30 protein-coding genes are annotated in these 26425 nt (G+C 67.2%); 19 read left to right on the top strand and 11 right to left on the bottom strand.

Annotated features, from left to right (window positions below):
• Nucleotides 1-156: 156 nt before the first annotated feature.
• Entirely contained in the window at nucleotides 157-1323 is a 1167-nt protein-coding gene (locus LYSCAS_RS11340; protein WP_213434150.1) for a hypothetical protein, read from the top strand.
• On the opposite strand, the gene LYSCAS_RS11335 is transcribed toward LYSCAS_RS11340, so the two are convergent.
• Entirely contained in the window at nucleotides 1306-1698 is a 393-nt protein-coding gene (locus tag LYSCAS_RS11335) for a response regulator (RefSeq protein WP_213434149.1), read from the bottom strand. The two genes, LYSCAS_RS11340 and LYSCAS_RS11335, sit on opposite strands and share 18 nt — an antisense overlap.
• Nucleotides 1699-1862: 164 nt before the next feature.
• Nucleotides 1863-2564, bottom strand: a complete 702-nt coding sequence (locus tag LYSCAS_RS11330; RefSeq protein ID WP_213434148.1) for a response regulator transcription factor — start codon at nucleotides 2562-2564, stop codon at nucleotides 1863-1865.
• Nucleotides 2565-2736: 172 nt separating this feature from the next.
• On the opposite strand from LYSCAS_RS11330, the gene LYSCAS_RS11325 reads away from it, so the two are divergent.
• The 4 genes from LYSCAS_RS11325 (at nucleotide 2737) to LYSCAS_RS11310 (ending at nucleotide 6809) form a co-directional block, all read left to right on the top strand.
• Nucleotides 2737-4296, top strand: a complete 1560-nt coding sequence (locus tag LYSCAS_RS11325) for a sensor histidine kinase (RefSeq protein WP_213434147.1) — start codon at nucleotides 2737-2739, stop codon at nucleotides 4294-4296.
• An 89-nt stretch (nucleotides 4297-4385) separates the two neighbouring features.
• Nucleotides 4386-5336, top strand: a complete 951-nt coding sequence (locus tag LYSCAS_RS11320; RefSeq protein ID WP_213434146.1) for a SphA family protein — start codon at nucleotides 4386-4388, stop codon at nucleotides 5334-5336.
• A gap of 11 nt (nucleotides 5337-5347) precedes the next feature.
• A complete protein-coding gene (locus LYSCAS_RS11315; protein WP_213434145.1) occupies nucleotides 5348-6145 on the top strand; it encodes a transporter in 798 nt (265 codons plus the stop codon).
• Between the two features lie 10 nt (nucleotides 6146-6155).
• The gene (locus LYSCAS_RS11310; protein ID WP_213434144.1) at nucleotides 6156-6809 is read left to right on the top strand and encodes a MarC family protein; all 654 of its coding nucleotides are present in this window, start codon (nucleotides 6156-6158) and stop codon (nucleotides 6807-6809) included.
• Here the strand turns inward: LYSCAS_RS11310 and LYSCAS_RS11305 are convergent.
• On the bottom strand, nucleotides 6796-7218 hold the full coding sequence (locus LYSCAS_RS11305) for a hypothetical protein (RefSeq protein ID WP_213434143.1): 423 nt from the start codon (nucleotides 7216-7218) through the stop codon (nucleotides 6796-6798). The two genes, LYSCAS_RS11310 and LYSCAS_RS11305, sit on opposite strands and share 14 nt — an antisense overlap.
• Before the next feature lie 186 nt (nucleotides 7219-7404).
• On the opposite strand from LYSCAS_RS11305, the gene LYSCAS_RS11300 reads away from it, so the two are divergent.
• Both LYSCAS_RS11300 and LYSCAS_RS11295 read left to right on the top strand, forming a co-directional pair.
• On the top strand, nucleotides 7405-9087 hold the full coding sequence (locus LYSCAS_RS11300) for a DUF3300 domain-containing protein (protein ID WP_213434142.1): 1683 nt from the start codon (nucleotides 7405-7407) through the stop codon (nucleotides 9085-9087).
• Nucleotides 9088-9097: 10 nt separating this feature from the next.
• Nucleotides 9098-9997, top strand: a complete 900-nt coding sequence (locus LYSCAS_RS11295; RefSeq protein ID WP_213434141.1) for a DUF2950 domain-containing protein — start codon at nucleotides 9098-9100, stop codon at nucleotides 9995-9997.
• A 1-nt stretch (nucleotide 9998) separates the two neighbouring features.
• Here the strand turns inward: LYSCAS_RS11295 and LYSCAS_RS11290 are convergent, their stop codons facing one another.
• Entirely contained in the window at nucleotides 9999-10316 is a 318-nt protein-coding gene (locus LYSCAS_RS11290) for a hypothetical protein (RefSeq protein WP_213434140.1), read from the bottom strand.
• Nucleotides 10317-10413: 97 nt separating this feature from the next.
• On the opposite strand from LYSCAS_RS11290, the gene LYSCAS_RS11285 reads away from it, so the two are divergent.
• Nucleotides 10414-11070 (top strand): hypothetical protein, encoded by a 657-nt coding sequence (locus LYSCAS_RS11285; RefSeq protein ID WP_213434139.1) that lies wholly within the window; start codon nucleotides 10414-10416, stop codon nucleotides 11068-11070.
• Nucleotides 11071-11137: 67 nt separating this feature from the next.
• Here the strand turns inward: LYSCAS_RS11285 and LYSCAS_RS11280 are convergent, their stop codons facing one another.
• Nucleotides 11138-11596: a pilin gene (locus LYSCAS_RS11280; protein WP_213434138.1), complete on the bottom strand. Its 459-nt coding sequence runs from the start codon at nucleotides 11594-11596 to the stop codon at nucleotides 11138-11140.
• A 169-nt stretch (nucleotides 11597-11765) separates the two neighbouring features.
• Here LYSCAS_RS11280 and LYSCAS_RS11275 point away from each other — a divergent pair, with 169 nt between their 5' ends.
• From LYSCAS_RS11275 to LYSCAS_RS11265, 3 genes are all read left to right on the top strand, one after another.
• Nucleotides 11766-12542: an RDD family protein gene (locus LYSCAS_RS11275; RefSeq protein ID WP_213434137.1), complete on the top strand. Its 777-nt coding sequence runs from the start codon at nucleotides 11766-11768 to the stop codon at nucleotides 12540-12542.
• 2 nt (nucleotides 12543-12544) lie between these two features.
• Nucleotides 12545-14167, top strand: coding sequence for a hypothetical protein (locus tag LYSCAS_RS11270; RefSeq protein ID WP_213434136.1), 1623 nt, complete (start codon nucleotides 12545-12547; stop codon nucleotides 14165-14167).
• A gap of 95 nt (nucleotides 14168-14262) precedes the next feature.
• The gene (locus tag LYSCAS_RS11265; RefSeq protein ID WP_213434135.1) at nucleotides 14263-14874 is read left to right on the top strand and encodes a DUF1353 domain-containing protein; all 612 of its coding nucleotides are present in this window, start codon (nucleotides 14263-14265) and stop codon (nucleotides 14872-14874) included.
• Here LYSCAS_RS11265 and LYSCAS_RS11260 read toward each other — a convergent pair.
• Nucleotides 14871-17267, bottom strand: a complete 2397-nt coding sequence (locus LYSCAS_RS11260) for a hybrid sensor histidine kinase/response regulator (RefSeq protein WP_213434134.1) — start codon at nucleotides 17265-17267, stop codon at nucleotides 14871-14873. The two genes, LYSCAS_RS11265 and LYSCAS_RS11260, sit on opposite strands and share 4 nt — an antisense overlap.
• 430 nt (nucleotides 17268-17697) lie before the next feature.
• Here LYSCAS_RS11260 and LYSCAS_RS11255 point away from each other — a divergent pair, with 430 nt between their 5' ends.
• Both LYSCAS_RS11255 and LYSCAS_RS11250 read left to right on the top strand, forming a co-directional pair.
• Entirely contained in the window at nucleotides 17698-18519 is an 822-nt protein-coding gene (locus LYSCAS_RS11255; RefSeq protein WP_213434133.1) for a phytanoyl-CoA dioxygenase family protein, read from the top strand.
• A 127-nt stretch (nucleotides 18520-18646) separates the two neighbouring features.
• Nucleotides 18647-19069, top strand: a complete 423-nt coding sequence (locus tag LYSCAS_RS11250; protein WP_213434132.1) for a cupin domain-containing protein — start codon at nucleotides 18647-18649, stop codon at nucleotides 19067-19069.
• A gap of 123 nt (nucleotides 19070-19192) precedes the next feature.
• Here the strand turns inward: LYSCAS_RS11250 and rarD are convergent, their stop codons facing one another.
• From rarD to pdxR, 4 genes are all read right to left on the bottom strand, one after another.
• Nucleotides 19193-20035 (bottom strand): EamA family transporter RarD, encoded by an 843-nt coding sequence (gene rarD / locus LYSCAS_RS11245; RefSeq protein WP_213434131.1) that lies wholly within the window; start codon nucleotides 20033-20035, stop codon nucleotides 19193-19195.
• A gap of 199 nt (nucleotides 20036-20234) precedes the next feature.
• Complete coding sequence (locus tag LYSCAS_RS11240) at nucleotides 20235-20828, bottom strand: TetR/AcrR family transcriptional regulator (RefSeq protein WP_213434130.1); 594 nt, start codon at nucleotides 20826-20828, stop codon at nucleotides 20235-20237.
• On the bottom strand, nucleotides 20825-21286 hold the full coding sequence (locus LYSCAS_RS11235) for a hypothetical protein (RefSeq protein ID WP_213434129.1): 462 nt from the start codon (nucleotides 21284-21286) through the stop codon (nucleotides 20825-20827). Before LYSCAS_RS11235 ends, LYSCAS_RS11240 begins: the two co-directional genes overlap by 4 nt.
• A 77-nt stretch (nucleotides 21287-21363) precedes the next feature.
• The gene (pdxR, locus tag LYSCAS_RS11230; RefSeq protein ID WP_213434128.1) at nucleotides 21364-22842 is read right to left on the bottom strand and encodes a MocR-like pyridoxine biosynthesis transcription factor PdxR; all 1479 of its coding nucleotides are present in this window, start codon (nucleotides 22840-22842) and stop codon (nucleotides 21364-21366) included.
• Between the two features lie 157 nt (nucleotides 22843-22999).
• On the opposite strand from pdxR, the gene LYSCAS_RS11225 reads away from it, so the two are divergent.
• The 6 genes from LYSCAS_RS11225 to LYSCAS_RS16220 all read left to right on the top strand — a co-directional run bounded on the left by LYSCAS_RS11225 (nucleotide 23000) and on the right by LYSCAS_RS16220 (nucleotide 25837).
• The gene (locus tag LYSCAS_RS11225) at nucleotides 23000-23479 is read left to right on the top strand and encodes a GNAT family N-acetyltransferase (RefSeq protein ID WP_213434127.1); all 480 of its coding nucleotides are present in this window, start codon (nucleotides 23000-23002) and stop codon (nucleotides 23477-23479) included.
• A 95-nt stretch (nucleotides 23480-23574) separates the two neighbouring features.
• The gene (locus tag LYSCAS_RS11220) at nucleotides 23575-23925 is read left to right on the top strand and encodes a cupin domain-containing protein (RefSeq protein WP_213434126.1); all 351 of its coding nucleotides are present in this window, start codon (nucleotides 23575-23577) and stop codon (nucleotides 23923-23925) included.
• Nucleotides 23926-23979: 54 nt separating this feature from the next.
• A complete protein-coding gene (locus LYSCAS_RS11215) occupies nucleotides 23980-24630 on the top strand; it encodes a hypothetical protein (RefSeq protein WP_213434125.1) in 651 nt (216 codons plus the stop codon).
• Nucleotides 24603-24851: a hypothetical protein gene (locus LYSCAS_RS11210; protein ID WP_213434124.1), complete on the top strand. Its 249-nt coding sequence runs from the start codon at nucleotides 24603-24605 to the stop codon at nucleotides 24849-24851. The genes LYSCAS_RS11215 and LYSCAS_RS11210 overlap by 28 nt, the downstream gene beginning before the upstream one ends.
• On the top strand, nucleotides 24848-25312 hold the full coding sequence (locus LYSCAS_RS16015; RefSeq protein WP_244858522.1) for a GNAT family N-acetyltransferase: 465 nt from the start codon (nucleotides 24848-24850) through the stop codon (nucleotides 25310-25312). The genes LYSCAS_RS11210 and LYSCAS_RS16015 overlap by 4 nt, the downstream gene beginning before the upstream one ends.
• Nucleotides 25313-25318: 6 nt before the next feature.
• Nucleotides 25319-25837 (top strand): DUF7931 domain-containing protein, encoded by a 519-nt coding sequence (locus LYSCAS_RS16220; RefSeq protein WP_455430087.1) that lies wholly within the window; start codon nucleotides 25319-25321, stop codon nucleotides 25835-25837.
• Between the two features lie 108 nt (nucleotides 25838-25945).
• Here LYSCAS_RS16220 and LYSCAS_RS11200 read toward each other — a convergent pair whose 3' ends face one another.
• Nucleotides 25946-26389, bottom strand: a complete 444-nt coding sequence (locus LYSCAS_RS11200) for a PaaI family thioesterase (RefSeq protein WP_213434123.1) — start codon at nucleotides 26387-26389, stop codon at nucleotides 25946-25948.
• Between the last annotated feature and the right edge of the window lie 36 nt (nucleotides 26390-26425).

Raw genomic sequence — 26425 nt, 5'->3', positions numbered from 1 at the left:
GCCGCCGGGGAATCGTGTGGGACATTCGCGCGCTGCCGTTCGCGAGGGACGCCAGAATCGACGGACCACCCTGCACCGCACAACGCGATAACTACTGCCCGGGGCCCAGTAGTTTTACTGTCCAACGCGCACGCGCCGGCTGCCTATGCTGCCGCCATGGCGCGCGACGACCTCTCCCTCATGCGCGGTGGCCCGGTGTTCCGCGTGCTGCACGCGATGGGCCTGGTGCGCCCGGATCTCGAGACGCCAACGCTCATCGCGATCGCCTTGGTGGTGGTCGCGCTCGGTCCGCCGGCGGTGATGGCGTGGTCGGCGGGCACGCTGCTGCCGGGCGGCGGCGCACCCATTCCCCTGGCCGGCGATTACCTCGTGATCGGGCGCTTCCTGTTCGCCGTGCCGGCGCTGGTGCTGGCCGCTTCACCGTGCGACCGGCTGCTGCGCGCGGCGCTGCGGCAGGTGGGGCGCGGCGGCATCGTGCTCGACGAACAACGCGCGGCCTACGACGGCCTGCTCGCGCGCGCCGGCCGCTTGCGCGATTCGTGGGTGCCCGAACTGGTGTGCGCGGTGCTCGCGATCGCACCGGCGCTGGTCGGCGCGGTGGCGCTCGGCGACCTGTGGCACCTGCGTACGTGGATGCTGGCCACCGACGGCACGCTCACGCCGGCGGGGGCGTGGTACCACGCGGTGTCGCTCTCGATCTTCCGCTTCGTCGGTTTGATCTGGCTGTGGCGGTACCTGCTGTGGTCGTGGCTGCTGTGGCGGCTGGCGCGCATCGGCCTGCGCGTGCAGCCCACGCATCCCGATGGTGCGGGCGGGCTCGCCTTCTTCGCCAATGCGCAATCGCGCTTCGCGGTGATGGCGTTCGCCTGCGGGTGCATCGTGGCGGGCAACAGCCTCAACCACGTCGTGTACCAGCACGTGACACTGTCGAGCCTGCAATACCTGCTCGGCGGCTGGATCGTCGCGGCCACGCTGCTGCTGGTGCTGCCGCTCGGGTCGCTGTGCGGCACGTTGCTGCGCGCCAAGCGGCATGCATTGTTCAAGTACGCCGCGATCGGGCAGCGCGCGTCGCTGGAATTCGACTTGCGCTGGAAGAAAGGCACGAGCGACGGCGCCGAATCGCTGCTCGACAGCCCCAACCCCTCGGCGCTGGCGGATTTCAACGCGGTGTTCGACAGCATCCGGCGCATGCGGCTGGTGCCGGTCTCGCGCAACGTGCTGGTCGCGCTCGCGTTGTCGGCGGCGCTGCCGTTGTTGCCGGTGGTGTTCGTGGCGGTGTCGTTCGACGAGGTGGTCAAGCGCCTGCTATCGATCATCGTGTGACGCTTCGTGGCGATGCCGCCCCGCGATCGACGCCGACACGAACACCTGCCCCGCCAGCGCCGCGTGCACCGCGGGAATCAGGTCGTCGCCCGCGTCGTCCTTGAGCACGTAGCCCAGCGCGCCGGCGGCGCGGACGCACTCCATGAGTTCCGGTTCGGTGTGCACCGAGGTGACCACCACGGCGAGGTCCTTGCGCTCGCGGCACAGGGTCTGCACCGCGGGCAGTCCATCCAGGCCCGGCAGGCGCAGGTCGGTGACCACCGCATCGGGCAGGAGGTCGCGCGCGATCTGCAGCAGCGACCAGCCGTCGCGCACCAGCGCCACCACTTCGAAGTCGCGCGCAAGCAGCCGGCGCAACTGGCGCGCAACCGACATGCTGTCTTCCGCCAACAGGATCCGCGGCGGATACCTGGAGTGCCCCGCGTTCATCGCCGAGCATCATGCAGTGCGCGGAGGCTCGTCCACCAAGGTAAAACAACCGAGGGCGGGCAAGTAAAACTACGCGCCGCGGACCAGCAGAACCTCGGTAGCGGCTGCCGTCAGTGCGTGCGCTCCTCGGCTTCGGGTTCTTCCTCGAAGCCGGAAATCAGCCCCATGCGCGAGGCCTTGCGCACCAGGTCCACGGTGCTGTGGACGCCGAGTACCTGCATGATCGTGTACTTGTGCGATTCCACCGTGCGCACCGACAGGCCCAGTTCCCAGGCGATCTGCTTGGAACGCAGGCCGCGCGCGACGCGATGCAGGATGTCGCTCTGCTTGTCGGTGAGCGCGGGCGCCGTGCGCGGGGCCGCCGAGGCGGAGATCGTGCGCACGGCAAGCGTCGGGGTGATGTAGGTGCGGCCCGCCAGCACTTCCTGGATCGCACGGACGAGTTCCTCGCCCGCCGAATGCTTGAGCACGTAGCCGCTGCCGCCCGCGTTGATGGCTTCGGCCGCCATCTCCGGCGATCCGTGCATCGTGAGGAAGATGAAAGGCGTGTCGTGGCCGAGTTCGCGCAGCTGCCGCATCGCATCGATGCCGCTGATGCCTTCCATGGTGATGTCGCTGATGACCACGTCGGGTTCGGACGCTGCGACCGCCGCGACCAGCGCTTCGCCCGACTGCACCAGCCGTACGTCGCCGAAGCATTCCATCAGCAGGCGTTCGACGCCCTGCGCGACCAGCAGGTGGTCGTCGGCGAGGAGGAGGTCGATGTCCCGCGCGGGCGCGTGGCCCGGTGCCACGTGGGTGTGCTCGCTCATCACTCGCTCCGTCGCGCGGCAAGTCGTGATAGTTGTGTGAACTCCGTTCAAACGCCGTGAAAACCGCGTATCGGAATGTTGTCCTCGCATCGCAGCCGTTCGCGTGACACTACGTATGGAAGGGCTGTTCAGGGCAGCCCGGTGCGCGAGGAGTGCATTCGTGGAATGGGCCATGTCCGCGAAATCGAGGTTCGGCGCGCCCATCGTCGTCGGGATCGCCACGGCCTTCGCGCAATCGCTCGAAGTGGAGCCGTGGACGCATTTGGTGTTCACGCACGTCGTCTGGTTTCCCGGCGCCGTATTGATGTGCTGCCTGTTGCTGGTGCCGACCGCGCGCTGGCCCGCGTGCATCGCCGGCGCGGTGCTCGGCAGTGCGTTGTTCTGCGTCGGGATGGGCCGGCCGTTGTTGCCGCATTGCGTGGTGCTGCTGGGGGAATGCGTGCTGGTGGCGGGCGCGAGCTTGCTGCTGCGTGCGCCGGCGCGCGACGGCATCCAGGATTACGTCGACATCGGGCGCCTGCTGCTCGTCGCGGGCATGGCCCTGCCCTTGATCGGCGGCGCATGGGCGCGCGCCGCCACGCACCAGCTCGGCCTGGTGGACATGCCGGATGCGTGGTCGCAGGTGGTGCTGGCGCGCAGCATCGGGTACCTGATCCTGGTGCCCTGCTTCATCGGCGGCCTGCATTACCTCCGCACACCGTGGCACGTGCGCCAGGCGCACTGGCCCGCCCTCGCGCTGGGCACCGTGCTGCTGCTCGCGCTCACGCTGGCCTGGAGTTCGCACTGGGCCACCAGCAATACCGCGCCCTTGCTGCTCCTCGCGCCCACCGCGTTCCTGATCTGGGCGTTGCAGGCCTTCGGCGTGGCGGGGGCGTTCGTCGCGTGGCTGTTCGTGTTCGCGATGGCGCTGGGACAGAGCAGCCTCGGCCTTGGCCCGCTGGTGCGCGACACGTTCGAGGCGACGATCCTGCGCACGCAGATGTGGGCGCTGGGCACGACGGGCGTGCTGCTGGTGCTGGCCGCGCTGTCCGAACAACGCCGCGTGAGCCGCGCGTCGCTGGAGGACGCCTACGGCCGCCTGAGCGCGCTGGCCCGCAAGATGATGATCGTGCAGGAAAGCGAACGCGTGCGGATCGCGCGCGAGTTGCACGACGACATCAGCCAGACGCTCGCGTCGATCTCCATCGAGATGAGCGCGCTCAAGCGCAGCATGGAAGGCGAAGACCGCGCGCGCGTGGACGATATGCAGGAACACCTGCGGGGCGTGTCGGAGGACGTGCGGCGCCTGTCGCACGACCTGCATCCCAGCATGCTGCGTTACACCAGCCTGGCCGCATCGCTCAGCGCGCTGTGCGAGAGCCGCACGCATCCCGGCGGGCTGCAGGTGCACTGCGACGTGGAAGACACGCCCACGCTGAGCAACGACCAGAAGCTCAACCTGTTCCGCATCGCGCAGGAAGGCATCCACAACGTGGAGAAGCATGCGCGCGCGGGCCAGGCGCGCATCACGCTGGCCTGCGTCGACGACGACATCGTGCTGCGCATCGACGACGACGGCGTGGGCCTGTCCCCGCGTGGCGGCAGCGTTGCGCGCGAGTCGCCGGGCCTGGGCATGATCAGCATCGGCGAGCGCGCGAAGATCCTGCAGGGGCACTTCACCCTGCGCGCGCGCAGCGGCGGCGGGACGCGCCTCGAAGTGCGCTGCCCGCTGCAACCGGCCGACGTCCAGTAGAACTACTGGCGGTGCACTGCGTAGAAATCGGGTTGGCGCGCGCCACCCGGGGCGGGCTTACTGCATGCCGGGCCCGTGGAGACCTCGCCATGCCGCGCGTCGCGTCGTTCATCGCATTCATGGTCGCGTGCTCGGGCGCGGCATTCGCGCCGGCGCACGCGTCAGAAGGCGCGCTGGGCCGCCCCATCACCGGCGTGCAGGGAACGAACTTCGCGGGCGTGGTGCCGGCGACGCCCGGCTTCAACCTGTCGGTGCAATACATCTACTACGGCGCGTCGATCGGCGCGGAACGCGAAGTGCCCATCGGCGGCACCTCCGCGCTCGGCATCGACCTCACGGCGCAGCTGCTCGCCTTCAGCGGCGTGTACGTGTGGCCCACCGGCGAAGGCAAGTGGAACTACGCCACCGCGGTCGCGGTGCCGTTCGCGGACATGGATGCCAGCGCCGATGTGCGCATCGGCCGCTTCGGTGCGAGCACCAACGACCGCGATTCGGGCCTGTTCGATGCGACCTTCGTGCCGGTGATCGCGAGCCGGCATTTCAGCCAGACCAGGCACATGTCGCTGGCCTTGTACGTCAGCGCGCCGACGGGCTCGTACGATCCCGACCGCCTCGCCAACCTGAGCCTCAACACCTGGATCTATTCGCCGACGGTGGGCTACACGCAGCTGTTCTCGAAGGGCGAAGTGGAATTCAGCACGCTGGCGGCGGTGGACTTCTACACGAAGAACGACGCCACCGATTACCAGAACGGCGCGGTGTTCCGCGTGGATGCGTTGCTGATGCGGCGCTATCCGAATGGCTGGGGCCTGGGCGCGGCGGGCGGCTGGATCGAACAGGTCGAAGACGACACCGGGCCCACCGCCGATCGCTTGAACGGCTTCCGCGGGCATTCGCTCGGCATCGGCCCGCTGGCGACGTATGCGAAGAAGTGGGAAGGCGGGCAAGTGGAGTTCTCGGCGCGCTGGTTGTACGAGTTCGACGTCAAGAACCGCTTCCAGGGCCATCCGATCATGGTCACCGCGACCATCCAGTTCTGAGGGCGACGCCGATGCGTATCGCAAAGTGGCTGTGGTTGTTGGCGATCCTCGCATCGCCGCTCGCGCGCGCGCAGGACAACGCGGACGAACTCGCGAAGCAACTCTCCAATCCCGTCGCCTCGCTGGTCAGCGTGCCGTTCCAGTACAACGCGGACTTCAGCATCGGGCCCGAGGATGGCGTGAAGCACACGCTCAACATCCAGCCGGTGATCCCGCATTCCTTGAACGAACAATGGAACCTGGTCACGCGCGTGATCGTGCCGGTGATCCAGCAGGACGATGTGCTCGGCAATTCCGGCAGCCAGTTCGGGCTCGGCGATACCACGCCGACGTTCTTCTTCTCGCCGAAGGCACCGACGGCGGGCGGATGGATCCTCGCCGCGGGCCCGGTCTTCCTGTTGCCGACCGCCACCGACGATCGCCTCGGCGGCGAGAAATGGGGCATCGGCCCGAGCGTGCTCGCGCTGAAGCAGACGCACGGCGGCTGGACCTACGGCGTGCTCGCCAACCACCTCTGGTCCGTCGCGGGCGCCGACGATCGCGCGGACGTCAGCTCGACGTTCCTGCAACCGTTCCTGGCCAAAGGCCTGTCCGGCGGCCGCACGATTTCGCTCAACGCCGAATCCAGCTACGACTGGAAAAGCGAGCACTGGAACGTGCCGCTCAACCTCGGCTATTCGAAGGTGACGCGTTGGGGCCAGCAGATGGTGAGCCTGCAGGGCGGCGTGCGCTGGTATCCGACCGCGTTCGGCGACGGCCCGGACTCGGGCGTTCGCTTCACGCTGACGCTGCTGTATCCGAAGCACTGACGAGGTCGCCATGGAACTGCATTACATGCTGGGGCTGTCGGATGTCTTCGTGCTGCTGTTCGTGACGCTGGGGCCGCCGCTCAAGGTGCCGGCCGCGTATTTCGACGTGACCCGCACGCTCGAGCCGCGGGCAGCGAAGCAACTGGCGACGCGCGCGTTCGCATTCGCGCTCGCCGCCTCCCTGCTCGGCGGCGCGGTGGGCGCAGCGTTGATGTCGAAATGGCACATCTCGATCCCGGCCATGACGCTGGCCGCCGGCGTGGTGTTCTTCCTGGTGTCGCTGCGCGGCGTGCTGGCCGAGTACGACGCGCACATGCATCCGCCTGTCGCCCCCGACCCGGCCGCGCCGGTCCCTTCGGCCTTCAGGATCGCGGTGCCGATGCTGGTCACGCCCTACGGGATGGCCGCGATCATCCTGCTCGTGGCGCGCTCGCGGCAGATGGAACGTGGCCTCACGGTGGGGGCGCTGGTGATCGCGGTGATGCTGCTCAACCTGCTGGCGATGCGCTACGCGCGCCCGATCCTGCGCTTCATCGGCACGATCCCGCTGCAGCTGTTCACCACGATCGTCGGCGTGCTGACGATCGGGCTGTCGCTGCAGATCCTGATTTCCGGGCTGGTGGGCCTGGGGTTGATCGACGCGGGCGTGGTCAACGGCGGATGAGTTCGATGTCCACGCCCATCACCGGCGCGGCCAGTTCGATCCCGAAGCGTCGCTCGCCGCGCAGCGCCCGCAGCTGCACGTAGTTGGCGGCGACTTCCACGTGGAAATCCTGGCTGTCGAGCACGTCGCGGAAGGCGTTCTTCAGCGCGAGCGCGATGGCGCGGTCGGTCTGGCCTTGCTTGACGTCGATCGACACGTCCATCGGCGCGGTGTCGTTGCGCCACAGGCGGAACGTCAACTTGCCGTCGGCCTTCGCGCTGCGCTCGACCTTGATCGACCAGGATTGCGAGGTGACCTTGGGACGCGCGGCCTCGTCGACGCCGGCGGAAGCGGCCGCGGTGGCGGGTGCGGCGACCTGCGCCTGCGCCACGCCGGACAGTAATGCGAACACCAGGACTGCCAGTTTCATCGCCCTCTCCTTCCCTTGATGTCAATCGACGTGGGTCCGGCGCGAGGTTACAACGTCCGCCCGTCCGTGCGGGAACGTGGTTTTACCTGTGCCCGGGCCAGTAGTTTTGCGGTGCCGCCCGGTGCGGGCGATCCCGATAATGCCGTCGTCATGCCGTCGACCCCGCGTTGCCACGCAGGAGGTTCCATGCGCACTTCACTTCGATTGGCCGTCGCGCTGCTGCTGGTGGTCGCGGGCGGTTGCGGGAAGAAAGACGCGACGCCCGCCGCCACGCCCGCAGCACGCACGGTCGCGCCCGCCGCGACGGTCGCGCCAACCTCGACGGTGGCGGCCGCCCCCGCGGCGGCGCCGGTGAAGGACGCGGTGTTCTCGCCGCCCGAACTCGACCAGATGGTCGCGCCGATCGCGCTGTATCCCGATCCGCTGCTCGCGCAGGTGTTGATGGCCGCGACGTATCCCGGCGATGTCGCCGATGCCGCGGCGTGGTCGAAGCAGAATCCGAAGGCGACCGGCGATGCCGCCGTGCAGCAGGTCGCGTCTCAACCGTGGGATCCGAGCGTGCAATCGCTGGTCGCGTTCCCGCAGGCACTGGCGACGCTCGGACAGGATCCGGCGTGGGTGCAGCGCCTCGGCGATGCGTTCCTCGCGCAACCGGACGACGTGATGGATGCGGTGCAACGCTTGCGTCACCAGGCACAGTCGGCCGGGAACCTCGAATCCAACAAGTACCAGACCGTCAGCGTGTCCGCTGCGCCCGCGCCTGCCGCCGGTGAAGCCGCGCCGATGGAGACGGCCCCGATGCAGGGCGGCATGGAATCCGGGCAGTCGAGCCAGTCGACCATCGTCATCGCGCCGTCGGATCCGGAAGTCGTGTACGTCCCCAGCTACAACCCCACCGAGGTCTACGGTGCGTGGCCCAACCCCGGGTATCCGCCCGCGTACTACCCGCCGCCGCCGGCGTATTACGCGGGCAGCGCGTTGATGGCGGGCCTGGCCTTCGGCACGGGCGTGGCGATCACCAATGCATTGTGGGGCGACATGAACTGGGGCGGCGACGACATCGACATCAACGTCAACCGCTACAACAACATCAACGTCAACAGCAACATCAACGCGAGCAGCAACCGCTGGCAGCACAACGCGGTGAACCGCGATGGCGTGCCGTACCGCGATCGCGCCAGCCGCGAACAGTACGACCGACGACTGCCCGGCGCGGAATCGCGCGAAGGCTTCCGGGGCGACAGCAACCCGCAACGTGCGCAGGCGCGCGAACAGGCGCGGGCGTCGATGGAACGGCGCGGCGTCGAACCGCGCGCAAACGCAGGCACCGGGACGCGCGATCTTGCGGGCGGCGGCAATCGCGACCAGGCCCGCGATCGTGCACGCGCTGCAACGTCGGACAATGCCGCGCGCGAACGCGCCCGCAACGCGAGCGGCAACGCGGGGCAACGCGATCGGGCGCAGCAGACGGCGCGGGATCGCGCGGGGGGTGCGCAGGGCGCGCGCGATCGCCAGCAGATGGCATCGAACGATGGCGCACGCCGCCAGCAGTCGCAACAGAACCATCGCCCGCGCGGCGAATCCACGTCGCAGTCGCGGCAGGCCGCGCAACGCCAGCAGCGCGCGCAGTCCGGCGCGCGCGACAACGCCTTCCAGGGCGCGCGCCAACCGCAGCAGGCGCGCGCGCAGGCGCAACGCGGCCAGGCCAGCCACGCGCAGGCGCGGCAGGCCAGCGCGGGCGGCGGGCGCGGCGGCGGCCAGCGCGGCGGCGGCGCATCGCGTCCCGCGGGACAACAAGTGAACCGCCAGGCTTCCGCGCCGCGCCAGAGTGGCGGCGCGCGGCAGGGCGGCGGTGGTCGCCATCGCTGAGGAGTTCGCCATGCATCACGCCGCGCTTCGCATTCCCCGCACGCTGCTGTTGATGGCGGCCCTCGCCTGCACGCCCGCCTTCGCGCAGCAGGCCTACCCCACCACCGACGCCGCCGCGCAGGCGTTCGTCGATGCACTCGGCACGCAGAAGGCCGACCAGGCGAAACTGGCCGCGCTGCTCGGCAAGGATTGGCGCACGTTCATTCCCATCGAAGGCGTCGAACGCACGGACGTCGACGCGTTCCTCAAGGCCTACGGCGAGAAGCACGCGATCCAGACCGGGAGCGACGGCACCGCGCACCTGGTGGTCGGCACCAACACGACGTGGACGCTGCCCATCCCGCTGGCGAAGGACGCGAAGGGCTGGCATTTCGACACGCGCGCCGCCGCCGATGAAATCCGCGTTCGCCGCATCGGCCGCAACGAAGACGCTGCGATCGAAGCCGCGAAGGCCTACCACGACGCGCAGATGGATTACGCCGAAGAAGATCGCAACGGCGACGGCGTGATGGAGTACGCGCGCAAGTTCTTCAGCACCGACGGCAAGCACGACGGTTTGTACTGGGCCGAAGACGACAGCGGCGAAATCAGCCCGCTCGGCCCGCTGTTCGGCGATGCCACGCCGGGCAGCGACTGGCACGGCTATCACTTCCGCATCCTGGAAGCACAGGGGCCGTCGGCACCGGGCGGCGCGTACAACTACAAGCTCGGCGACAACATGAGCCGCGGTTTCGCACTGATCGCTTGGCCCGCGAAGTACGACGACACCGGCGTGATGAGTTTCATGATCAGCCACGACGGCACGCTGTTCCAGAAGGACCTCGGGCCGGGCGGCGAAGCGCAGGCGAAGTCGATGAAAGCGTTCGATCCGGACAGCAGCTGGAGCGAGGTGCCTGCGTCGGCGCAGTGAGTCAGGTGATCGGCGGGCTGGTGAGCTTCAACGCCTCGCGCCGCGTTTCGTCGAACAGCACGTGCGCGACGGGGATGCAGCCGAAGGGCGGCAGCGATGCCGGGTCGGCGCCGTGCAGCGCGAAGCGTGCGAGGGCTTCCTCCAGCCGGTGGCCCGCGTCGTGGAGCGTGTAGATCGGAGAATCCGGATCGAAGTCGCCGGTGGAGCGCGCATCCAGGATCCAGAACGCCTCCCCGGCGGCGTTGGTCGCCAGGACCAGGCGCGGGACGTCCTGGAGATCCCGGGCTTCCACGATGCGGTGCCACTCGTTCGGCGTCATTCACTCACTCCCGGTCGGCGGGGTGCAGGATTGCACCGGGCGCAGGGCGACGTTGTAGCGTCCGCGCGATGACGAATCGGACAACGCCGGAGGATGGATGAAAACGTCCGCATGGAAGGTCCTGGCACTCGGATGCATCGCGCCGGTGTTCTGCCTGGCGGCCTGCGCGCGGGAGCCCCATCCTTCGGCGGACGTGCACGACGCAACAACGGAGGCTGCGGCCTCCACGACGTCCGGATCCCGCACGCCGCTGCCCGAGGCAGGTGACGTTGCATCGCGCGATGGCGGCGCCGCTCCGCCAGCGACTGCATCGTCGATCCCGCCACGTTCCGAACCCGCGCTGTCCCCGCCGGAATCCGTCATCGCGGACTATCTGGATCCCACGGCGGCCAACGGCATTCCGATTCCCACGACGATGGGCCGCGAAAACCACGTCGCCTTCATGGCGGAGAAGCGGGACGCCGAGTGGGCCGACTTCGTCGAAGGCCACCTGCGTGACTACCTCTCCAGGCAGCAGGACGCCCGCCTGGTGGTCACCGTCCGAATGGAATGTCGATCCACGATGTGCGAGGTGCTCGCGGTGAGCCGGACGCCGCAGGAGACACCGGATGCCGTGGAGCGATGGCAGGACGTGATCTGGCGCATGCACGAAGAACCCTGGTATCGCTCCGCAAAGATCGGCGAACCCGCCGTCGAGTTCGGGAGCAGCGGAGACGATCGGGTCGCGATCCTGACCTACCTGATTCGCGAATGACGCAGGAAAACGAAGCCCCGCATTCGCGGGGCTCGTCTTTTCCAACCGTGGCTGCGGAAGCTGCCGATCAGGGCGCGCCGCTGCAGGCGCACGAGCTCGGGCACCACTTCTGCGGGAGCGTGGCGCTCTTGCAGTGCCATTCCAGGCTGCCGGCGTTGCGGACGGCCGAGAACGACAAGGACTTCGCCGGCGCGGTGGACAGCTTGGCGTTGGCCTTGGAACCGGCGTAGGTGGCGATGATCACGCCGGTGGTGGTGCCGACGTTGACGTCGCTGACGTATTCGCCCTTGATCGACGCGGCGGTGGCGATGCCGGCCGACGAGTTGGCGGCGGGGTAGTAGCCACGGTTGTTGACGAACTCACCCACCGCGGTCTTGACGCCGTCGGCGAGCGACGAGCCTTCCGAGACCTGCGAGCGGATCACGTAATCCTGGTACTGGCTGATCGCGATGGCGGCGAGGATCGCGATGATCGCGACCACGATCATCAACTCGATCAGGGTGAAACCTGCGGCCTGCTTCTTCATGGAACTCCCCCGGGGTTTTGGCGATGCGATTTTTTATCCGAGTCACTGCCGCTTGCCAACCGCGCTTTGCTACGCGCTGCTCGCCCGATCCGTGAATGCGATTGCAGTTCGCGAACGGGACCGTCGCGCTACCATCACGGCCGGGGATCGGGGACAGGGGAACGGGGGCGTGAGCGAGATCTGGTACGTGCTGGTCGACGGGAACGCCGAGGCCCGCACGCGGGCGGACATCGCCTACCTGCGCTGGACGGGGTTGCTCGACGACGACGCGCTGGTGCGCACCGAAGGCATGCCCGACTGGGTGCCGTTCCGCGACTCCGCCCTGGCGTCGGAGCCGCCCTCGGACGTGCCGGGATTCCCGCCGCGCGTCGTGGTGCCGCCGACATTGGCGGTGAGCGACGACGGCTGGCAGGACACGACGCCTTCGCCGTGGCGCCGCTACTTCGCGCGCTCGCTGGATGTGCTGGTGCTGGGTGCGCTGGCGTGGTTGGTGACTGCGTTCGCGATGGCCGGCATCAGCACGCAGTTGTATGAAACCGTGTTCGCCTCGCCGCTGGTCGATAATTCCATCGTCTCGGGCATCGCGACGTGCGCGCTCGTGTTGCCGATCACCGCGTTGCTGCTCGGCACGAGCGGTTCCACCATCGGCAAGTGGGTCTTCGGCGTGCGCGTCACGCGGCAGGACGGCCGGCCGATCGGGATCATGGCCGCGCTCAACCGCGAGGTCGGCGTGTTCCTCAAGGGCATGGGGCTGGGGATTCCGCTGGTGGCGCTGTTCACGCATGCCTTCGCGTACTCGCGCCTCAGCGACCAGGGCGTGACCGCGTGGGACAAGGATCAACCGTGGGTGGTGACGCACCGCCCGCAGGGCTCGGGCCAGGTTGCGCTGTATTGCCTCGGCATCATCACGATCGTGGGAGGTTTCATCCTCCTTCGCGCGCTGTAACCATGGACGCGATCTACCTGCAGACACCGGCGGGCCAACTGGGTCCGCTCGCGGAAGACGAGGTGCGCAAGGCCTTCGACAAGGGCCAGCATGGGGTCACCACGATGTCGTGGAAGCCCGGCGAAGCGCGCTGGACATCGCTCGGCGCACGCTGGGAACGCAAGGCGCGTCCGACGCGCCATCCCTGGGGATGGGCCGCGGGTGCGGGCGCGGGCGTGGTGGCGTTCATGGCGATCGGGGTGGGCGTGCCGTCGGCGGTGTTCGCGGACGCGTTGCCGACGCCGTTGCGCTCGATGGGCGCGCAGATCGCGCTGATCGTCGTGGCGGGCGTGCTGGCGGTCGCGTTGCTGGCCGTTGCGATGCGCCGCGCCGCCGAGCGAGGCGGCATGCGCTTGCCGCTGGCCGTCGGCGTCCTGCTGTTCGTCGCGACGAGCCTGATGAGCGCGGGGTTGATGCGGCAACGCGCGAAAGTGGATCGCGCGCGCCATGAAAACGAAAACGCGTCGATGGTGCTCAACGCCGCCGGGGACGTGGTGCAGATCAAGGGGTACATCGCCGGCGATTTCGCCCGCGACTTCAACGCGCTGCTCGCGCGCGCGCCGCACCTGGCCACCATCGAGATCGACAGCCCCGGCGGCCTCGTCGACGACGCCCTGAAGGTCGCGGCCGTCATCCAGTCGCGCGACCTGCGCGTGCGCGTCGATCGCGAATGCGCCAGTGCGTGCGTCCTGCTGTGGGCGGCGTCGCCGACGCGCGAGATGGGCATCAGCGGCGCGATCGGCCTGCACCAGGCGCGCGGCTCCGGCGACATGCCGAAGGAATGGCAGGACGCGGGCCTCGCCCTGACCGAAGCGCCGTCGCAGGCCATCCTGAAAGGCGCGGGGTTCAGCGAAGCGTTGCTCGCCAAGCGCTCCACGACATCGCCGGACAGCATGGAGTGGATCGGGGCGGTGGAACTGGTCGACGAAGGCGTTGCGCTGCGCGTCGTCAACGACGCCGGCGCGACGCCGGGACGCGCAGAGCTGGTGATGGCGGACATGTTGCGGCGGGATGGCGCCGAGGGCGATGCGCGAAGGCTGTATCTCGCCTACGCGGTGGCCTCGCCCGGCCCGGCGTTGCGCCACGCCCAAGCCTTGCGCGCCGCACAGCGCGAGGGTCGCAGCCTCGCGCCGGCGAGCGATGCGATGAACACCGAGGCGCGCGCGTTCGCGATGTCGCATGCGCCCGACGATGCGCTGCTGCGATGGGCGACGCAGATGCTCGGCCTGTACGGCGAGGGGATCGACGGGCGCAACCCCAACGTGTGCGTCGCGCTGGTGGATGCCGCGCAGGGCACGCCGGATCCGGACACCAAGCGGCGCAGGCTCGAAGCGCTCGCGGACCTGATGGCCGCCATTCCCGCCAATGCACCGCGCGCGTCGTTCGACGCCAACATGGCGCGGGACGCCGACATCGCCATCCGCACCGAATTCTCCGCGCGCATGCGCCAGGGCCATCCCGAGTCGTGGCGCGACTGGACCACGCCGCAGCAGTGCGCGTTCGTCCAGCGCCTCTACTCGATGGCGCTGGCGCAGCCGCCGGACAAGGCCGCCACGGCGATCCGCGTGATCGAAGGCGTGCAGTAACCGACCGCGCCGTCCGCTGCGACGGCGTGGCCGACGCCGGTGCATGCCGGCGTTCCCTTGGTTGCATGCATGCACGCCACGCCGGGAGTCGCTCGATGACACGCACCCAGGGAATCGCCTGCCTGTTGTGGCTCGGCCTGCTGGCCTGCGCCGATGTTTTCGCACAGGCCCCGCCCAACCCTTCCGGCGAAATGGAATTCGCCGACGGCCAGAACTGGACGATCACCTCCCCGCCCCTGCGCTGGGAGATCGGCCAGTCGGGCGTGTGGATCATCGTCCCGAGCGGCTTCGTGCACGACAAGGCGAGCATCCCGCCCGCGCTGCAGTCGCTGATCCACAAGAACGGCACGTACACGCGCGCGGCGGTGATCCACGACTGGTTGTACTGGTCGCAGCGCTGCACGCGCGACCAGGCCGACAACCTGCTGGTCATCGCGATGAAGGAAAGCAACGTCGGCTGGCTGGATCGCCGCGCGGTGTATCGCGGCGTGCGCGTGGGCGGCGCGAGTGCATGGAACAGGAATGCGCAGGACCGCGCCCGCGGCGAACTGCGCTTCAACGGCGGCATGCTGCCGGAAGGCAACATGACGTGGCCGCAGATGCGCGCGGCGCTGAAGGCGCAGGGCCGCAAGGATCCGCCGATCGACCCGCGCAGCGATTACTGCAGGTTCGGGGATTCGCACGCGGTGCCGGGGCCGCCGGCCTAGCGCTTCCCCTGCCCCGCGCGCGCCAGCACGTCCAGCAGCGTCGCCTGGTCGATGGGCTTCACGAGGTGCACGTCCATCCCCGCGTCGCGCGAGGCGGCCTGGTCGTGCGGTTGCCCGTAGCCCGAAAGCGCGACCAGCAGTCCCGTGCGTTCGCGCAGTTGCGCACGGATCCGGCGCGCGAGCTGGTGGCCGGTGATGTCCGGCAAGCCGATGTCCAGGAACGCCACGTGCGGCGGCGCCGCGACGATCGCATCGAAGGCGTCGCCGGCACGATGGAACACGCGCGCGCGATGCCCGAGTGCCTGCAGCAACGACTGCAAGGTCTTCGCGGCATCGACGTTGTCGTCGACCACCACGATGTCCAGCACCGCGTCTTCGCGCGGCGCGGTCACCTCGGTGCGCACGTCTTCGGACACGGGCCCCTGCACCTGCGGCAGGCTGACGCTGAACACCGCACCGTGGTGGCGGCCCGCGCTGTCGGCGGTGATCGCACCGCCGTGCAGCGCGACGAGGCTGCGCACCAGCGCCAGGCCGATGCCGAGCCCGCCCTGCGTGCGGTCGGGCGAACGATCCGCCTGCGTGAACAGGTCGAAGATTCGCGGCAGGAGCACGGGGTCGATGCCCTGTCCGTTGTCGCGCACGTGGACGCAGGCGTTGCCGTCGGCGGCTTCCGCGTCCAGGTCGATCTCGCCGCCTTCCTGCGTGTACTTGGCCGCGTTGTTCAACAGGTTGGCCAGGATCTGCACCAGCCGCGTGCGGTCGCCGCGCACCCACAGCGGACCCGGCGGCAGGCGCGTGCGCAAGGCATGGCCGCGCGCTTCGATCAGCGTGCGCACCTGCTCGATGGCGCTGGCGACCACCGACTTGAGGTCGACCGTCTCCAGGTCCAGGTGCACCAGGCCGCGCGTGACGCGCGAGACATCGAGCAGGTCGTCGACCAGTTCCGTCATGTGGCGCACCTGGCGTCCGATCACCTCGCCGGCGATGCGCACGCGCGTGGGATCCGACGTCAGCAACAGCAACTGCGATGCGGTGCTGATCGGCGCGAGCGGATTGCGCAGCTCGTGCGCAAGCATCGCGAGGAATTCGTCCTTGCGCTGGTCCGCCTCGCGCAGTGCGCGCTCGCTGCGTTCCAGCGCATCCTGCGCGACGCGTTGCTCGTGGATGTCGGTGGCCGTGCCCAGCCAGCGCACGATCGCACCGTCGTCGCCGCGCACGGGCACCGCGCGCACCAGCACCCAGCGATAGTCGCCCGCGTGGTGGCGCAGGCGGAACTGGATGTCGTACTCCTCACCGGTATCCAGGCTATGCCGCCAGCGCGCCCACGCGCCCGGCAGGTCGTCGGGGTGCAGGACTTCCGCCCAGCGTTCGCCTTCCGTCGTGCCCGCGGTGAGGCCGGTGAATTCGTACCACTGCTGGTTGTAGTAGTCGTTGTATCCATCCGGCAGCGCCGACCACACCATCTGCGGCATCGCGTTGGTGATCGTCCGGAAGCGCGCTTCGCTGTCGCGCAGGTCCGCTTCGGCGCGCACGCGGTCGCTGATGTCGGTGCCCTGGATGAAGATGCCGTCGATCCGGCCGTCGTCGTCCGCGATCGGCTGGAACACGAAGTCCACGATGCGGTCCTCGATCTCGTCCTGGCCTTCGCGCCGCAGGCCGACGGGAACGCGGCGGCCGATGTAGGGCACGCCGGTTTCGAACACCTGCGTGAGCTGGTCGATGAACTTCTGGTCGAGCTCGGGCAACGCCGCGCGCACCGAGAGCCCGACGATGTTCTGGCGCCCGACCAGCGCCAGGTACGCTGGATTGGCGATCTCGTACACGTGCTCGCGCCCGCGCGTCACCGCCACGAAGCCGGGCGCCTGCGCGAACAGCGACGTCAGCCGCTGCATCTGCGCCAGGCGCATGCGCTCGGCGGTGACGCCCGTGGTGGTTTCCGTGCACGCGCAGTACATGCCCGCGACTTCGCCCTGCTCGTCGATGACGGGCGAATAGGAGAAGGTGAACCACGTGTGCTCTTCGTAGCCCTTGCGCAGCATCGTCAGCGGCAGGTTCTCGAAGTACACCGCTTCGCCGGCCAGCGCGCGCCGCGCCAGCGGGCCCACGTCGTCCCAGATCTCGAACCAGATCTCCTCGAACGGCCGCCCGAGCGCGTCGGGATGTTTCGTCCCGAGGATCTCCGAATACGGATCGTTGTAGAGGAACCCGAGCGACGGCCCCCACGCCACGAACATCGGGAACTGCGAGCGCAGCATCAGGCTGACGACGCTGCGCAGCGACTGCGGCCAGTGTTCCGGCGGACCCAGGGGCGAGGTGCGCCAGTCGTGCGCGCGCATCATGGCCGCAACCTCGCCGGGCGCATCGAGGAAGCGCAGGTTCGATGGAGCGTTCATGGGGCCGGCTTGGACGAGGCGGCCGGCATTATGGGCGGGCGCGGCGTGTCGGTCGATTTCACGCGCGGGTCGCGGCGCCGGCCGGCGACGGGCAACAAAAAACCCCGCGTTGCGGCGGGGTTTTGAGTGAATGCCCGGACCGCGGTGGACTGCGCCGGACTTCTGATTGGTGCCCAGGAGAGGACTCGAACCAGCATTCTAGGCCTTTGTTTTTGCATGTATTTTTAGATTATTTTACGACGCATACCCATAATTCAACCCGAGTGAGTAGTCGCAACTCTTTGGGCTGCTTCGACGCTCTCGAATTGGTACGAAATCTGCCTCTGCCCCCGAACACACTGAGGTCCTGGACCGAATCTGGGATCGCGCTGTGCACGACTCGACACACCTCCAGCCGACTGAGGGCACGTCGGCGGTCGACCCTCAACGCGTGCTATCCGCCGCCCAGAAGGACCAGTTCGCACGAGACGGATACCTGATCTTCGACCCCGGGATTCCGCTAAAGCTTATCGACAGCGCCGTCGCAGCACTGGATTCCCTCTACTTGGATTCCGACCAAACGCCAGACACGACTGCGAGTGTCGTGGCCTATCGTGACGACCGGCGAATCCAGGATGCGTGGAAGATTGTCGAGCAGATCAAAGCCATGGCAGTCGCACCCCGCGTCATCGGTGCGCTTCGCGATCTTTACGATCGACAGCCCTTGCCATTCCAGACGCTAAATTTCCGAGTTGGATCCGAACAGAAGACACACTCCGATACGATCCACTTCAACTCCGATCCCGCCGGCTTCATGTGCGGAGTCTGGGTCGCGCTCGAAGACATCGACCACTCAAATGGGCCAGTGGCGTATTACCCCGGGACCCATGCGTGGCCCGAAGCCACACTGTCCGATGTCGACCTGTTCCTTGCGGGATCACACATACGCTTGTGGTTGCGAAGGGGCCTCGCTCGTCTCAAGCGCCAACATCGCCGCGATCGCGACGCCACGGCCGACTACCTAGCTTACGAACGCATGATCGCCGATCGCATCGCCCGCGCCGGAATGGTTGCCCAATACGCAACCATCAAAAAGGGCCAAGCATTCATCTGGGCGGCGAATCTCCTCCATGGCGGCTCAGTGCAACTGGATCGCAACCGGACGCGCCATAGTCTGGTCACCCACTACTTCTTCGAAGGCTGTCGTCACCACACACCATTGCTCAAGCGCGGGGGGGAAACCTGTTGGCGGGCTCCCGCCTGGATTGCTTAGCCGCGATCGCGGGCGGGCCGCTAAGCATGCAGGTCCTGCAGCACGATCGCCATCATCAAACGGGACAACTAATCGCGCCTTTCGTCGAGAATCCACCAGCCATCATGCAGTAGTGGGCGAGCCTGACATGAATTCCACTTTTCCAACGGCAGAAGAGCACGCCTCGCTTGCTGCCGAGTTCCCTGCCATGTCGATGTTTGACATATTCGCCGAGCAGACTCGGATCACGGGTTCATACACCAACAAGGTGCTGGCGAACATCAACCAGGAGTGCCTGCGCCTGGCGGTCTTCGAAGGTGAGTATCGTTGGCATCACCATCCGGACTCCGACGAGTTGTTCCTCGTCGTCACCGGAAGCCTCCAGATCGATTTCGCCAACGGCGCGCAAGTCACGCTGACTCAGTGGGAATGCTTGGTGGTTCCGAGAGGCACCACGCATCGAACGCGGGCGCTAGGACGCACGGTCAACCTCACCTTTGAAAGGCTGGGCGCCCAAACCGTCTTTTCGGAAGGGCCGCCGAATACGACTCCGCCCTGCCTCGAATCTTGAGCTACCCGTGTTCGCGGTCGCTCGCGCCGTGTGCCAGGACTACGTATGCAGCGCCAACCTTCGGGCGCCCCATGTGCGAACACCTTTCTCGTTATCGATCACGGCGCGCGGCGCGCGATGTCTTCAACATGTCGGCAGTGAACAGAATGAGTGCTGCCCATACGAGCAGGTACCCGCTGCGTCTGATAGCGCGAACGGCGCATCCAGCACCAGCACGCCGCAGGCGAATTGCAAGATCGGTGCGATGAACTGCATCAGCCCCACCGTCGCCATGGGAACGACGCGCAGCCCCTTGGAGAACTCGATCAGCGGATAGGCCGTGGCCGCCCCCGTGAGTATCAACAAGGCATCGAGAGAGAGTCGGTGATCCGGCGATGCTGCATTCAAGAAGATCCCGTGGCCGCTCCAGGAGTACCAAGCAAGCGCGATCCCTGCCGGGACGACCATGTACGCGGTTTCAACTGAGAAGCCGACCAACGAATCGACCGCGACGATTTTGCGAACAAGCCCGTAGCATCCAAACGAAAGCGCCAACGCAAGCGCAATCCACGGAACATGTCCAACCTTCGCTGCCTGGACGACCACTCCAGCCGAAGCGATCACGACAGCGACCCATGGCGCGGGACGCATCCGTTCCCCAAGCACCACGACACCAAGAGCGACGTTCATGAGCGGGTTGATGAAGTAACCCAGCGCGGCGTCCAGGACACGGCCGTGATTGACCGCCCAGATATACAGCCCCCAATTCGTGCTGATCAGCAGGGAACTGAGCACAAGCGGCCCTCCGATCGCGCGCGACTTCAAGGCGCTCAAGACAGGGGTGAAGTTGCCGCGGAACAGCACGATGGCCGCCAGCACGGCGAAACTCCAGAACATCCGGTGGATCAGGATCTCCTCCGCCGGCACGACTGCGAGCAAATGCCAATAGAGCGGCATGACCCCCCACACGCCGAACGCGATTGCCACGTTGGCAATGGACCCTGCGCTTGTTGCGTCATTGCCTTGTGACATCGGACCGCCCCTCCACATACACAATCGCTAGCGCTTGAATTGGTTCCGCCAATCGGCAAATGTCATTCTTCGATGATGCGACTTGTTCCCGCACGAGGCCGCGCGCATCAGCGGGTCGGTGTCGCAGGGATGGATCTCGATCATCTGAACTCGTTCATGCGTGCAGGCTCAGCGTGCTCAGCAGGCGCTCTAGCGAGATATCTGCGCGCAGGCGCGCGGCATCGTAGCCGAGCGCGCTGGCTTGGTGGTGCAACGCAATCGCGATGGCGCACAGCTCGAATGCCACCTGTGCCGACTCCTCCCCGGGCGACAGCTCATCCATTTGTCGCGCAAGATCGATCGCACTCACTACTTCGGCGCGCCACCGCTGTTGATATCGGACGAGCAGGTCACGCTGCGGACCGGTGCGGCCGTCGTATTCGCAGGTGGCGGCGAGCAGCACGCAGGCTGGACCCGCGTCGCGCAAGCATTCGAACCACTGCTGCATCATCGCGCGCAGGCGCGGCCTTCCGCGCTCCGTGCGATTCGCAGTTGTCATCACCGAATGCAAGAAGAGCTCGGTGGCGAAATCCAGCACCGCGATCTGCAAGCCCTCACGAGTGTTGAAATGCGCGAGCAATCCGCTTTTGGAAATGCACGAAAGTGTCGCGACGCGACCGATGGTGATGCCTTCCAGTCCCGCCACGCGCGCGAGGTCGTACGCACACGACACGACGAGGCCGCGCCGTGTACCGCTGCGTGCCGTCATGCCGCACCGCCTGGGCGCGGGCGCAACCCCTGCCGCATCATTGGCCCGAGCAGCAGGCCGTGCACCACGAGGCACGCAGCAATCCAGTCCGGCGCGCGGCTCGGCACGATCGGGGCTGCGATCCACGGCACGATGCCCTGGTAGACAACTAGATACGCCGCAATGCCGTAAGTGGCGCCAGACACGAACCACCGCTGCGATCTAGCGCGCCACGCACGCACGATTGCGGCGAGCGCGAGCGTCATGGCGACGTAGATTGCGACGTGCACGGCCAGCCCCTCCATCGCGCGCGCAACGCCGGGGGAGGCCGCGGTCGGACCGACGATCCACGCGGCCATCGCCTGCAGCACCCTCAGTGGACCGATGTCCTGCGAAGCCCAATACCCCAGCGTGAACAGCAAGTCGATGGCCGCAACCGATGCGGCGACGCGTACGATGCGCAACGACTGCGCGCGCATCCCGGGTCGCGTAATCGAAAGTGTGCCTACGGTATCGAGGGGCGTGGCGGAGGACGGCATACCTTGGACGTTCCTGTTCAACGCGAGTGGGCCAATCGCAGCGCAGGGCCATGCGCGCGCAAAGCCCAACTGTCCAGGCACGCTGCGAACAACGTGACCGCCTCGCGTACATCACGCGTCGACATCGCGCCATAACCCATCAGCAATTCGCAGCGATCGGGCGGATCCAGGTAGCAATTCGTTGCCGGATACAACCCCAAGCCGCGCTCGCGCGCGTGGCGGATCAGCTGGACGCCCTCGGCCGCTGACAGCCCCGTGACCTCGGCAAGCACATGCATGCCCGCATGCGATGGCCGCAGTGTGACCCGGGCACCGCACTGGCGCACGATCGCATCGCACAGCGCGTGCCGGCGTTCGACCAGGCGTTTGCTCGCTGCACGGAGGTGGCGCTCGTAAGCGCCGGTAGTGATCAGTTGCGCGAGTGCAGCCTGCTCCAGGGCCGGCGTGCCGAAATCCGCCGCCCACTTGGCAGCCAGGAAATCATCGTGCAGTCCCGACGGCATCACGATGTAGCCCAGGCGCATCGACGGAAACAGCGTCTTCGAGAACGATCCCACGTAAAGCACGCGGCCATCGCGATCGATCGACTGCAACGCAGGCACTGGTTGCGCATCCTGGCGGAACTCGCCGTCGTAGTCATCTTCGAGGATCCAGCCTGCACACTGCCGCGCGTATTGCAGGACGTCGATCCGCCGCGAAAGCGAGAGCACCGCCCCCGTGGGAAAGTGGTGCGAAGGCGTGAGGCAGACCAGTTTGGCGGGACGGTTCGGTAACCGATCGGTACGCAGGCCCTCCGCGTCGACGGGGACACCGATGAGGTTCGCACCGTGCATCTGCAGAATCGTGCGAGCGCCGAAGTACTGCGGCTCTTCGATCACCACGTCGTCGCCCGGATCGACCAGCACGCGCGCGGCCAAGGAAATCGCTTGTTGCGCACCGCTTACGACGAGGATGTCCTGGGGGGTGCACTGCAGCCCGCGCGTGCGCGTGACGTGCTTGCAGATCGCTTCGCGCAGAGATGGCAACCCCTGCGGCATCGGGTAGTTCGGCCGGACGTAGGGCGCGGCGCGCCCGAGTTCCCGCAGCCACGCGGTATTCAGCGCCGCATTGACGAGCGGCAGCGCGTACTGGAACGCGTGGCGCATCCCGGGCAGCCGGCGACCTGAGAGGTCGTCGGGGTCGTGCAGCTCGCGTGCCCGCCGGCTGTAGGCGCTTTGCGGCAACACCGAGCGGCGCGCAACGGGTGGTCGCTGCGTCGGCGACGCCGGCGCATTCACGTAGCTCCCCGACCCAACACGTCCCGTCAACAGGCCTTCGGCGCGCAGTTGGTCAAACGCCGCCACCACGGTGGTGCGGGAGACAACGAGGTCGCGCGCGAGGTCGCGGCTGGCGGGCAAGCGCGTGCCGCCGGGCAGGCGCCCAGACGCGATCGCCTGTTTTAGCGCCCGTACCAGTTGCATGTAGCGCGGGCCGTTTCCGTCGAGAACCAGGTCCATGCTGACCTCCCTTTGCGGCATTCCAACCTGCATCCGTGGCCAATCACGTGCCATTCGGCGCGAGACCAGGCAAGACCATTCGGCCGGTGTTAGGTGCGCCTGTCGCTATGATTCCCGCGCGTGCCAGCAATACGCAGTGCGCGCCCAAGGAGGAGTCATGCTCATCAGGAAGGCCGAGCGCTTCGATGCCGGATCGATGTTCGCGATCGTTCGCGAAGCGACAGCCGCCGCAGACACATTGCCGTTCCGGGCCATGCCGGATGCGCTATGCGAAGCACACTGGTTCGGGCCCCACCAAGCATGGGTTGCAACGTCCGACGACGACCGCGTGGAAGGGATCTACAAGCTCGGCGACAACTATCCAGACTCGGGGTCGCACGTGGCGAGCGCAACCTACATCGTCGCCTCCGGCGCGAGGGGTCGTGGCATCGGTCGCACCTTGGTCGAGCACAGCCTGGACGAAGCACGGAGCCGCGGCTATTCGGCGATCGTCTTCAACTACGTCGTCGCGAGCAACGCGGCAGCGGTAGCGCTGTACCTCAAGCTGGGGTTCGCGGTGGTCGGAACGATTCCCGGTGCTTTCCGCCACCCGGCGCTAGGACCGGTGGACGTCTACGTGATGCACCGCGCTCTCTGACGCGAATGGACCTTTGGCGCAGGGCGCAGAATGGCCCGCTGCACGCAAGCGCGCGCACGCATGATAAGTGTCCCCGCTTTCCGCAGGACACCGCGATGACCGCCGTTAATCTCCAGCAGAAACCATCCATGTGCGAAGGGATCCTCCAGTCGCGCATCTCCAGCCGGTTCAACGGCATGGATGTGGCGGTCGTCAAGTCCAACGGACCCTTTGCATGGCACTCGCACGAAGAGACGGACGATTTCTATTTCGTCCTGCAGGGCGCGCTTGACATCGATATGCGACACGACACCGTTCAGCTTGGCCCCGGAGACTGCTTCGTGGTCCCGGCAGGCGTGGAACACCGACCGATCGCTCGCGGTGAAACGCATTTCCTGCAGATCGAACCTATTTGCGCGCAGATGGCTGGCAATGCCGCTACGGTCGTCGCGCGTCGCGTAATTTGAGCAGACTTGCAATGCGAACCGCTCGCAGAAGAGGCCTACAACTTCGAAACGGACATGGAGTTGTTGCAGGCGCTGCCTCTGGCGTCTGGGTACGCAGTGAGCATTCCTTTCTATGACGCGTTCCTTGATTTGGTTCCTCCGCAACGGATCCCCGTGAACGTCGTCAACGTGCATCACCGAATCTTCGACGCCCCCGCTGCGCGCGTCGCGGCATTGCTCGACACACTTGCCTCGGACACGGACCATATTTGGCCCCGCGAAGCCTGGCCGGCAATGGTGTTCGATCGACCTCTCGGCGTCGGCGCGGAAGGCGGCCACGGACCCGTGCGATACGCCGTTTGCAAATATGTGCCAGGCAATTCGGTGGTATTCGCGTTCCATGCGCCCGCCGGATTCCATGGTACGCATCGCTTCGACGTGTTGCGGTTGCCGCACGGGTGCGAATTGCGACACACGCTTTCGATGCGGGCCGGCTGGCCAGCCGTCGTCACCTGGCCCCTGCTCTTCCGCCCGATGCACGATGCGCTGATCGAGGATGCGTTGGCGAAGGCGCAAGCCGGATTGGGCGAACGGCCCTCGGTCGTGCCGTGGTCCTTGTATGTGCGGGCACTGCGCCGTCTGTTCTCGGTGGGGCGCGCTCCACGCCCCCAGACTTCGTACGACTCCGCCTCCTTGGCATGCCCGCCGCTGCGTGGGAAAAGATGAAGAGTGGTTCGGTCACTATTTCGCCTTCGTCCGCGCGATTCATGCCCGCGTCGGCGTACTTTCAGCGGGCTGGGCTTCGCGCTCACAGGGCGCAGCGCCTGGCCGCGGTCGACGCCATCGACGGCCCGCTCTACACGACGCTTTCGCAGGCCGGACGTGGTGCGGTCTTTGCGTTGTTGCAAGCAGGCCACTACCAGATGCTCGCCGACGAGGACGAATGAACGACGCCACCCAACCCTTCCGCGTGGACGTGGTCGACTACGCCACCGCCCTGCCCGACTTGCGCACCGTGCGCGAAACCGTCTTCGTGCAGGAGCAGCAGGTCCCGATCGAAGAGGAATGGGACGCGCTGGATCCGGACTGCGTGCACGTGCTGGCCCGCGCCTTCGACGGCTCGCCGATCGGCACCGGCCGCCTCACGCCCGAACACAAGATCGGCCGCATGGCGGTGCTGCGCGACTGGCGCGGCAGGGGCGTGGGCGATGCGATGTTGCTGGCGCTGATCGAAGAGGCGCACCAGCGCGGCTGGCGCGAGGTGTCGCTGCACGCGCAGGTCTCGGCCATCGATTTCTACCTGCGCCACGGGTTCCAGCCCTACGGCGAACGTTTCTGGGAAGCGGGCATCGAGCACCAGTCGATGCGCCGCGCTTTATCGGGCCCGAAGGCCGTCGACGATCGCTAGACCGCGATCGCCACCCTCGTCGCCGTCATCGACAACGCGCGCCGCGGCCTGTGGATCTACACCCGCGACCTCGATCCGGGCCTGTTCGACCACCCGGCCGTGGTGGATGCGTTGCGGCGCTTCGGCACCAGCGGCCGCGGCGTCGAGGTGTACTTCCTGCTGCAGGACGTCGCCGCCCCGCAACGCGCGCACGCCCCGCTGCTGACGCTCGCGCAGCGCCTGCCCAGCATCTTCCTGTTCCGCGAAGTCGACGATCCGGTCGACCGCGCCTACCCCTCGGCGTACCTGGCCAACGATGCCGGCGGCTGCGACTTCCGCACGCTGGGCCACCGCTTCGATGGCGAAGCGGACCTGCACGCACCCGGTCGCGCCCGCCAGCTGCGCATGGCGTTCATGGCGGTCTTGGAACGCGCGCGGCCGGTCTCTATACCGCGTGCCGGGCATTTGAGCGGCGTTCGTGCTCCGATGGCGTGTTCAACTCACTGTGGAGAGACCACGAAAGGCTTATGGCCTTCTGGTTCCTAATGCTCGGCGCGGCACTTTGGATTGTGGGGGCAGTGGGTGGTTTGGCTGGAACTGCGAAAGATCGCGCTGCCGGTGCGTCCGGCGTGCGAACGGCCCGCATCGCCGTGCCTAGGGCAGGACGACTTCACCGTTGCCAACAACGGCGATCGTCCCAAGTCCGAGCGCCACGACGGTGCGCGCGCCGGTGGCGTCGTCGGATTCCACCCGACAACGACATGCGAGTAGGCGCTTGCCCGCAGATTCGACCTCGGCAGTGGCGAACAACTCCGTACCAACGGCGGGCGTGAGGTACTGCACCTTGAACTCCACCGTCACCACCGGTGTGCCGGTCAAGCTGCCCGCTGCGAATGCCATCGCGTTGTCGACCAGGTAGGCAATCACCCCACCGTGCGCCTGGCCATATTGTTGGTGGTGTAGTGGTGCCAGCTGCAACGCGAGCACCGCGGTGCCGGGCGAAAGCTGCGCAAGTTCTGCTCCGATGAACACGCTGAAAGGCTGGGAACGCAGGACCTGTTCGCCGAATGTGTGCAGTGCAGAAGGCGACATGTCCATGACGTGTCCCCAGCAGTGGAAATCGGGAACAATAGC

It is taken from the genome of Noviluteimonas caseinilytica (assembly GCF_018406605.1).
GTDB lineage: Bacteria > Pseudomonadota > Gammaproteobacteria > Xanthomonadales > Xanthomonadaceae > Noviluteimonas > Noviluteimonas caseinilytica.
Note: the sequence above shows the minus strand (reverse complement) of the source record. Positions and strands in the feature narration are given on the sequence as shown.